Annotated in this window: 6 protein-coding genes; 5 read left to right on the forward strand and 1 reads right to left on the reverse strand. The window is 63.7% G+C overall.

From position 1 onward, the window contains the following. Positions 1-106 precede the first annotated feature (106 nt). Positions 107-1,663: an S-layer homology domain-containing protein gene (locus tag QZL67_RS02530; RefSeq protein ID WP_022289207.1), complete on the reverse strand. Its 1,557-nt coding sequence runs from the start codon at positions 1,661-1,663 to the stop codon at positions 107-109. Positions 1,664-2,045: 382 nt separating this feature from the next. Here QZL67_RS02530 and miaB point away from each other — a divergent pair, with 382 nt between their 5' ends. The 5 genes from miaB to mutL form a co-directional block, all read left to right on the forward strand. Beyond that, positions 2,046-3,458: a tRNA (N6-isopentenyl adenosine(37)-C2)-methylthiotransferase MiaB gene (gene miaB / locus QZL67_RS02535; protein ID WP_022289208.1), complete on the forward strand. Its 1,413-nt coding sequence runs from the start codon at positions 2,046-2,048 to the stop codon at positions 3,456-3,458. Between the two features lie 73 nt (positions 3,459-3,531). Beyond that, complete coding sequence (mutS, locus tag QZL67_RS02540) at positions 3,532-6,132, forward strand: DNA mismatch repair protein MutS (protein WP_022289209.1); 2,601 nt, start codon at positions 3,532-3,534, stop codon at positions 6,130-6,132. A gap of 240 nt (positions 6,133-6,372) precedes the next feature. Then, entirely contained in the window at positions 6,373-7,080 is a 708-nt protein-coding gene (locus tag QZL67_RS02545; protein WP_022289210.1) for a CPBP family intramembrane glutamic endopeptidase, read from the forward strand. 81 nt (positions 7,081-7,161) lie between these two features. Further along, positions 7,162-8,076, forward strand: coding sequence for an AEC family transporter (locus QZL67_RS02550; protein ID WP_022289211.1), 915 nt, complete (start codon positions 7,162-7,164; stop codon positions 8,074-8,076). A gap of 40 nt (positions 8,077-8,116) precedes the next feature. Next, positions 8,117-9,013 (forward strand): DNA mismatch repair endonuclease MutL (gene mutL / locus QZL67_RS02555; RefSeq protein WP_292919718.1); only part of this gene is annotated, 897 nt, incomplete at its 3' end.

Raw genomic sequence — 9,013 nt, forward strand, 5'->3', positions numbered from 1 at the left:
CCCCGCCCTGGGTCCCAGGGCGGGGGCTTCTTTATATATACGCGGCAAAAACGGCGGAATGGGGGCGAGGTCTTGGACAATTTCCACTCCGCAAGGGGCCGTCAGACTATGCGCTGGCTGGGACGGCATAATGGCCCAGCTCCGCCAGGGTAATGGTACACTGGGCATATGCGGTGAAGTCCAGGGGATAAATACTCTCATAGGGGACATAGCGCACGCTCAGATAGACCGCGTCGGTTCCGGCGGGCTGCAGCTGGGCGGAGACCACTGCCTTCCAGAAGGCCTCATCCCGGGGAAAGGCCTCCGTAGGAAAGTCCAGATCCCAGAGGGCATTGAGGATAAAATCCCGCCAGGTCTCTCCGCCGTTATCGGTCTCCAATACCTGCCACGTGCCCTGGGCATCCGTTCCCAGCAGCAGGCCCTGCCGGTCATTGAAGAAGAACAGGCCCGAGGCCTCCAGCGTCAGGGGCTGTCCCACGGTGCGCCAAGTGCTGCCGCCGTCGGTGGTGCGGCGCAGCGATGTGCCGCAGACGGCCCAGCCCTCCGTCTGGGAGAGGAAGAAGGCGGCGTCGGTGTCCCGGGGCAGGGCGGACTCCGGCGGCGTCACAATGTCCGCCGGCACCTCCGGCAGTGCGCCGGCGGCCTCCAGCACATTGGCACAGGCCCAGTGGTCCTCCGGGAGGTCGGAGAAGGGACTCGTCCCCTCCGGTACGGCGGTGCGGGAGGCGTCCCGGCCCAGGACCCGGTTGAGCGCTGTGGCCGCCTGGGCCCGGGTGACGGACGCGGCGGGGCGGAAGGTGCCGTCGGCGTAGCCGGACATCCAGCCCAGCACCAGGGCACTGTTGAGATAACGCTTGGCCCAGAATCCGTCCGGGACGTCGGAGAAGTCATCTCCGCTGCCGTACCGTCCCACCGGGGCGGCGAACTGACAGCGGTGCAGCGCCACGGCAAAGGCCGCCCGGCTGACAGGCGCATCGGGGCGGAAGGTGCCGTCGGCATAACCGGTCAGGATGCCGTAGCTTGTGAGGTACGCCACCGCTTGGGCGCAGGCGGGGTCCGTCACGTCGGAAAACGGATTGGCAAAGGAGGCGCCCTTGTTGTCCGCATCCAGCAGGGCATAGAGCGCCTGGGCCAGCTCCCCACGGGTCAGGGGATCGTCGGGCCGAATGGCGCCGCCCTCCGCCGTCAGATAGGGAAGGCGGGCCTGGGTGTTCAAAACCGGCAGGCTGTCGGGATGGGCGGGCTGAAGGTTTGCCCGCAGAACGTCCGTGGTCAGGGCCCGGGCCACCCGGCTGTAATCCTCCAGCTCCTCACCGCCGGTGGCGGCACCTCCGCCGGGAGATTTCCAGAGGTAGACCCGGTCCGTCCCCATAGCCAGGATCTGATAGGGAAGGCTGTCATAGCCGCCGGAGAAGAAAGCGCTTCGGGGGGAGACCACCTCAATGGACCCCATCAGCCCGCCCCACTGTTCCCGGGAGAGGGTGTGGTATACGTCCACGCCACCGGTACGTTCCTCCAGGGTCACATCCTCCTCTGTCAGCCCCGGCAGCGTCAGGGAAAAGCCCAGGGTGTCACTTTCGTAAGTGAGGGGCTGGGCAGCCGCCGCCGGCACGGCGGAAAACAGCAGCAGAAGAACCATCCAAACACAAAAAAGCCGTTTCATCGTCACACGCTCCTTCCGTTTGTCCGGGGCAGTACCGGGGGATGTCCCGGGTGATAAGATCATCATACCGTCAAGGCCCTGCCGGCGCAAGAGGGCGGTACGGAAAATGGGCAAACGCGGCAGCAAAGGCAGGGGAAAAGTTGGCCGCTTTTGTGTCTTGTCCTTTGTTTTCTGGTGTGCTATGATATTTTAGTTAAAGTATCTCGTGGCGCAGAATGCCGGTTTGCCGTGCCGCCCAGGCGGTTCAGGGGACAAAGACCCTATGGGAAACGGGTGGCTTTGGAAGCACTGCCCGGACCGGAGCTGCCGCTGCGGGAACGGTTTGCTGCGCCCTGCGCCGCCGCTTTGCGGCGGCAAGCATTTACATTTGGAGGAAACAGCTTTGGAACGCAAAGACGTACTGGTCCCGGAGACGGACCTTGCCCGCCAGCGGGACTTTCAGGAGAAGATCCGCCGCATGTTTGAGAGCCGTCAGGCCCATCCCCGGGCCTGCGTGGACACCTTCGGCTGCCAGCAGAACGTGGCCGACGGGCAAAAGCTCATGGGCATGCTGCAGGAGATGGGCTTTACGCTGACGGAGGATGCCAAGGAGGCGGATCTCGTCATCCTCAACACCTGCGCCATCCGGGAGCACGCCGAGCAGCGGGTGTTCGGCAACCTGGGCATTTTGACCCACACGAAGAAGGAGAATCCCGAGCAGGTCATCTGCCTTTGCGGCTGCATGGCCCAGGAGGAGCGGGTCTCCAAGCGCATCAAGGAGTCCTACCGCCATGTGGACCTGGTGTTCGGTCCCCAGGCGCTGTGGAAGTTCCCGGAGCTTCTCTATCAGGTCTACGAGACCCACAAGCGGGTCTTTTCCGTTCAGGATGAGCACGGCACCATCGCCGAGGGCATCCCCGTGGTGCGGGAGAAGGGCGTCAAGGCCTGGGTCTCCATCATGTACGGGTGCAACAACTTCTGCTCCTACTGCATCGTGCCCTACGTCCGGGGCCGGGAGCGCAGCCGGGACCCCCAGGCGGTCCTGGCGGAGGTCCGGGAGCTGGTGGAGGCCGGCTACAAGGACATCACCCTCCTGGGGCAGAACGTCAACTCCTACGGAAACGACCTGAATATCGGCTACCACTTTCCGGATCTGCTGGAGGACATCGACAAGATCCCCGGGGAGTATTTGATCCGCTTTATGTCCAGCCATCCCAAGGACGCCACTTACCGTCTCTTTGACGTGATGGCAAAAAGCACCCACGTTGCCAAGCAGCTGCACCTTCCCGTGCAGTCCGGCAACGACCGGGTGCTCCATGAGATGAACCGCCGCTACACCCGGGCACAGTATCTGGACCTGGTGCATTACGCCAAGTCCGTCATGCCGGGGCTGGTGCTGACCTCCGACATCATCATCGGCTTCCCTGGGGAGACGGAGGCGGAGGCCATGGACACCGTTTCCCTGGTGGAGGAAGTGGGCTTCGATGCCCTCTTTACCTTCATCTACTCCCCCCGCCCGGGCACCAAGGCGGCCGCCATGCCGGACCCCGCCACCCGGGAGGAGAAGCAGAAGTGGTTCGACAAGCTCCTGGAGGTCCAGAACGCCAAGTCTGCCGCCCTCCATGCCGCCTACGTAGGCGAGACCGTCCGGGTGCTGGTGGACGGGGAGAGCGACGACCCGGATTATCCCCTTGCCTCCCGTACGGAGGGCAACCGCCTGGTGCGGCTGAAGGGGGACAAGGCCCTCATGGGGCAGTTCACGAATGTGAAGATCACCGGCAGCAATACCTGGGCCCTCTACGGCGAGGCTCTTTGACGAACGCGCCGTGCGGGCCGGAAGAACGGTCCGCGCGGACAGCAAAACACAAGAAGACAATGAGGTGACACCCTTGGCAGAACTGACCCCCATGATGAAGCAGTACCTGGAGATCAAAAAGGACAACCCGGATTCCATTTTGTTTTTCCGGTTGGGCGACTTTTACGAAATGTTTGCCGATGATGCGAAGCTTGCTTCCAAAGAGCTGGATCTGACGCTGACCTCCCGGGACAAGGACCCCAAAAAGTCCGCCGAGGAGAAGATCCCCATGTGCGGCATCCCGTACCACGCCAGCGAATCTTACATCGCCCGGCTCATTGCCAAGGGGTACAAGGTGGCCATCTGCGAGCAGATGGAGGACCCTGCCACCGCCAAGGGACTGGTGAAGCGGGACATCATCCGGGTGGTGACGCCCGGCACGGTAATCGATGCCGCCTGTCTGGAGGACAAGGCCAGCAACTTCCTCTGCGGCATCTATCTGGATGAGCGGTGCGCAGGCGTGGCGTTCTGCGACATCTCCACCGGCAAGGCCCATCTCACGGCCTTTGCCGGGAAGGAGCGGACGGAGCATGTCATCAATGAGCTGGGCCGCTTTTCCCCGGCGGAGGCGGTGGTGAACCAGGGCGCCGCCGATGACGAAGAGCTGATTGCCGTCCTGCGGGACAAATTCCACTGCCGTGTGGAAAACGGGGAGCGGCGGTTCCAGTTCAACCAGGCGGAAAAGAACATCCGCCGCCAGTTCGGGGACGAGGCCTTCGAGCGACTGCCCCGGGGCAATCCGGCGGCGGCCATGGCCCTGGGCGGGCTTTTGGACTATCTCTATGAGACCCAGAAAACGGATCTCTCCCATATCAACGACCTGGACTATTACGAGCAGGGCCGCTTCATGGAGCTGGACCTGGCGGCCCGGCGGAACCTGGAGCTGACGGAGACCCTTCGGAACAAGGAGAAGAAGGGGAGCCTTCTGTGGGTGCTGGACAAGACCAAGACCCCCATGGGCGGCCGGATGCTGCGCAGCTGGCTGGAGCGGCCGCTGCTCTCCGTCACGGCCATCACCCGGCGCAACAGCGCCGTGGCGGCCCTGGTGGACGGCACCATCCCCCGGGAGGAACTGATCACGGCCCTCACGGGCATGGGCGACATGGAGCGGCTGCTGGGCCGCATCGTCTACGGCACCGCCGGCGGACGGGATCTGGCGTCCCTCCGGGCAGCCATCGAGCGGCTGCCGGCGGTGAAGGAGCAGCTCTCCGCCTTTTCCGACCGGCATCTGGCATCCCTGGCGGAGGAGCTGGACCCGCTGGAGGATATCGGCTCCGCCATCGCCCAGGCCATCTGTGACGAGCCGCCCTTCTCCGTGCGGGAAGGCGGCTTCATCCGGGACGGCTTCAACGAGGAGGTGGACCGCCTGCGCCACATCCTCACTGGCGGCAAGGGCGTCATCGCCGAGATGGAGGCCAAGGAGAAGGAGCGCACCGGCATCCGCACGCTGAAGATCGGCTACAACAAGGTCTTCGGCTATTACATCGAGGTCTCCAAGTCCTTTGCAGACCAGGTGCCCGACACCTATATCCGCAAGCAGACCCTGGTGAACGGGGAGCGGTACATCACCCAGGAACTCAAGGAGCTGGAAAACTCCATCCTCACCGCCTCGGAGCGGGTGGTGGCCCTGGAGTACGAGCTCTTCACCCAGCTGCGAGAGCAGATCTCCGCCCAGACCGCCCGCATCCAGCGCACGGCCGCCGCCGTGGCGGAGGCGGACGCCCTGGCCTCCTTTGCCGCCGTGGCGGTGCGCAACCGCTACTGCCGGCCGGAGGTGGACGAGTCCGGCGTCATTGAGATCCACGAGGGCCGCCATCCGGTGGTGGAGCAGATGCTCTCTGACGCCCTTTTCGTCCCTAACGACACCTTCATGGGGGCAAAAGAGGACCGGGTGGCCATCATCACCGGCCCCAATATGGCGGGCAAGTCCACCTATATGCGCCAGGTGGCCCTGATCGTCCTCATGGCCCAGATGGGTTCCTTTGTGCCCGCCACCTCTGCCCGCATCGGCGTGGTGGACCGGATCTTCACCCGCATCGGCGCCAGCGATGACCTCTCCGCCGGACAGTCCACCTTTATGGTGGAGATGACGGAGGTGGCGGACATCCTGCGCCACGCCACCAAACACTCCCTGCTGATTCTGGACGAGATCGGCCGGGGCACCTCCACCTTTGACGGCATGTCCATCGCCCGGGCGGTGCTGGAGTACTGCGCCGACAAGAAGCTCCTGGGGGCAAAGACTCTTTTCGCTACCCATTACCACGAGCTGACGGAGCTGGAGAACACCCTGCCCGGCACTGTGAACTACAACATCGCCGTCAAGACCCGGGGAGAGGACATCATCTTCCTGCGCAAGATCGTCCCCGGCGGGGCAGACCGGAGCTATGGCATCGAGGTGGCCAAGCTGGCCGGACTGCCGGACAAGGTGATCCAGCGGGCCAAGGCCGTGCTGCAGGAGCTGGAGGAGGAAAACGGTGTGCAGTACGTCGCCCCCCGGAAGGAGACCGACCAGGTCTCTCTGGATGCGCTGGGGGAGGGAGAGGTCCTGGACGCCATCCGGCGCTGCCAGGTGGAGACGCTGACCCCGCTGGAGGCTATGAACCTGATCTACGGGTGGAAGCAAAAACTCAATTGAGATGGCGTCCAGCCGCGCCGAGCGGCGCACGCAAGCGTTTTGCAAAGCAAAACCTTGAAATGGGCGGGCTTCGCCCGGCCATTTGAGTCCAATGCGGGGTCCCCGCCGGGCCTGACCGGTGGGGGGCCGCCATCCGGCGCTGTCAGGTGGAGACGCTGACCCAGCTGGAGGCCAGAAAGCTGCTCTACGGGTGGGAGCAGAAGTTTACATAACACAAAAATTTCCGGCGGGAGGTTGTACATGGCAAAACGAAAACACACGGCCTATATGACACCGGGAGAGCAGGTGGCCGGGACGGCGTTTTTTGTCGTCTATCTGGTGGTGCTGCCCTTTGCCGCCGGGCCGCTGTTCCGCCTGGCGGGGAATCTTCTGGGAATGGTCATCAGCGACGGGCTGCAGAACGTGCTGACCTACTACATTCTCTTTGCAGTGAGCGTCATCATTTTCCACGGCTTTCTGGCCCGCACCTCCCGGCAGCTGGTGGAGAACTTGGGCACTGCCTGCAAGGCGGTGGCGGGAGGACTGGTGGCCCTCTACGGCCTCAACGAGCTGGTATACCGTCTGACGAATCTGCTGGTGGGAAACCGCACCAATCTCAATAACACCACCGTCTTCGCCCAGATCGACGCCGCCCCACACGTGACCATTTTGATCGTGGTGTTTCTGGCACCTTTTGTGGAGGAGGTGCTCTTCCGGGGACTGGTGTTCGGGAACCTGCGGACCAAGAGCCGTCTGGCGGCATATGCGGTTTCCTGCCTGCTGTTTGCACTGCTGCACGTCTGGCAGTTCGCGGTGGTCAATCAGGACATCACCTACTTTCTGCTGATGATCCAGTACCTGGTGCCGGGACTGGTATTGGCGGGGGTCTATGATTACAGCGGCACGCTGTGGGCCTCCATCGGACTCCATGCTGCGGCCAACGCCCTGAGCGTGTGGAGCATGCTGTAAGGGCACTGTTAAAAAGATGCCGGCCCCACGGACGGGAACGGCAGACGCAAGACCATTTGACAAAGGGAGAACAGAAAAACCATGAATTTTTGGGATGTATTTGGACAGATGCTGGTGATCCTGACGGCCATTGCCGCAGGATTTATTGCAAGTCACCTGGGCTTTTTGAGTGAGGATACGGATCAGCGGCTGTCCAAGACCGTGCTGAATATCACCAACCCCTGCATGATCCTGGGGGCGGTGGCCACCGGCAGCGCTTTGCCGGAGACCAGCGTGATCCTGCGGATTTTACTGGTGGCGCTGGTGTTTTATGCAGTGGAATTTGCCGCCGTGCTGGCCCTGCCCCATCTGGTGGGCGGAACCCCGGCGCAGAAGGGCGTCTGGCGGTTCGTGCTGGCGTTCCCCAACGTGGGCTTTATCGGCTACCCGGTGGCGGTGGCCCTCTTCGGACAGGACGCCCTCTTTTACGCCGTGGTGCTGACAATCCCCTTCAATCTGCTCTCCTTTACCCTGGGGCCGCTGATGCTGGGCGGCGGGCTGCGCTTTTCCTGGAAGCAGTTCCTCACTCCCTGCATCGTGGCGTCCGTGCTGTCGCTGATCGTGGCGCTCACCCATACCCAGATCCCCGGGCAGATCGGGGAGATGCTGAACATGGTGGGTGATGTGACGGTGCCTCTGGCGCTGATGCTGGTGGGCTCCGAGCTGGCAAAGCTCCCCCTGCGGGAGATGCTGGGCGGTCCCCGGGTGTGGGCCATTGTCATCATCCGCCTGCTGGCGCTGCCGGTGCTCTTCAGCGGTGTGCTGCTGCTTTTGATGGACCTGCCGGAGATGCTCTACGGCGTGGCCGTCTCCCAGATGGCCATGCCGGTGGCAGTCACCGGCACGCTGATGTGTGCCACCTACGGCGGCGATCAGCGCTCCATGGCTCAGGTCACCTTTTTGACCACGGTCATGTCCATCATCACCATTCCGATTCTGGCTGTCATGCTGCTGTAAGCGGCTGCGGCCGGGGAACCATCAAGTTCGGGAGGAGCCTATGCCTCACATTCAACAACTCGAATCCCATGTGGCGGATCTGATTGCCGCCGGCGAGGTGGTGGAGCGCCCCGCCAGCGTGGTCAAGGAGCTGGTGGAAAACGCCATCGACGCTGGTGCCACTGCGGTGGTGGTGGAGATCCAGCGAGGCGGCATGGGGCTGATCCGCGTGACGGACAACGGCTGCGGCATCGCCCCCGAGGAGCTGCCCACCGCCTTCCTCCGCCACGCCACCTCCAAGCTGCGCACGGCGGCGGACCTGGGGAAGATCGGGACCCTGGGCTTCCGGGGAGAGGCCCTGGCCGCCATTTCCGCCGTCAGCCGCACGGATATTCTGACCCGGCAGCACCAGGCCCAGGTAGGCGCCTCGCTGCACCTGGAGGGGGGCGTGGCCGGTACGGTGGAGAGCGCCGGTGCGCCGGAGGGGACCACCATGCTGGTGCGGGACCTCTTTTACAACACGCCGGCCCGGCTGAAGTTCATGCGCAAGGACAGCGCGGAGACCGCCGCCGTGGCAGGCCTTATGCAGCATCTGGCCCTGTCCCATCCCGATGTCTCCTTCAAGTTCATCAAGGATGGAACGGAGACCCTCCACACCCCCGGCGACGGGAAGCTGGACTCCGCGATCTACGCCGCCCTGGGCCGGGACTTCGCCCGGAGCCTGGTGGCGGTGGAGGGCCGGGGAGACGGGGTCACCGTGTCCGGTTTTGTCACAAAGCCCCTGATGGGCCGGGGGTCCCGGTCCATGCAGACCTTTTTCGTCAACGGCCGTTATATCAAATCCCAGCTCCTGACGGCGGCGCTGGAGGAGGGCTACCGCAACCAGATCATGAAGGGGAAGTTCCCGGGGTGCGTGCTGTCGGTGACGCTGCCGGTGACGGCGGTGGACGTGAACGTC

Origin of the sequence: Oscillibacter sp. CAG:155 (assembly GCA_000436875.1) — a bacterium.
Taxonomy (GTDB): domain Bacteria; phylum Bacillota; class Clostridia; order Oscillospirales; family Oscillospiraceae; genus Oscillibacter.

What these genes read in the sequence shown, in the direction of transcription:
- QZL67_RS02530 (WP_022289207.1), bottom strand. Translation starts at nt 1,663, where the DNA reads ATGAAACGGCTTTTTTGTGTTTGGATGGTTCTTCTGCTGCTGTTTTCC.
- QZL67_RS02545 (WP_022289210.1), top strand. Translation starts at nt 6,373, where the DNA reads ATGGCAAAACGAAAACACACGGCCTATATGACACCGGGAGAGCAGGTG.
- QZL67_RS02550 (WP_022289211.1), top strand. Translation starts at nt 7,162, where the DNA reads ATGAATTTTTGGGATGTATTTGGACAGATGCTGGTGATCCTGACGGCC.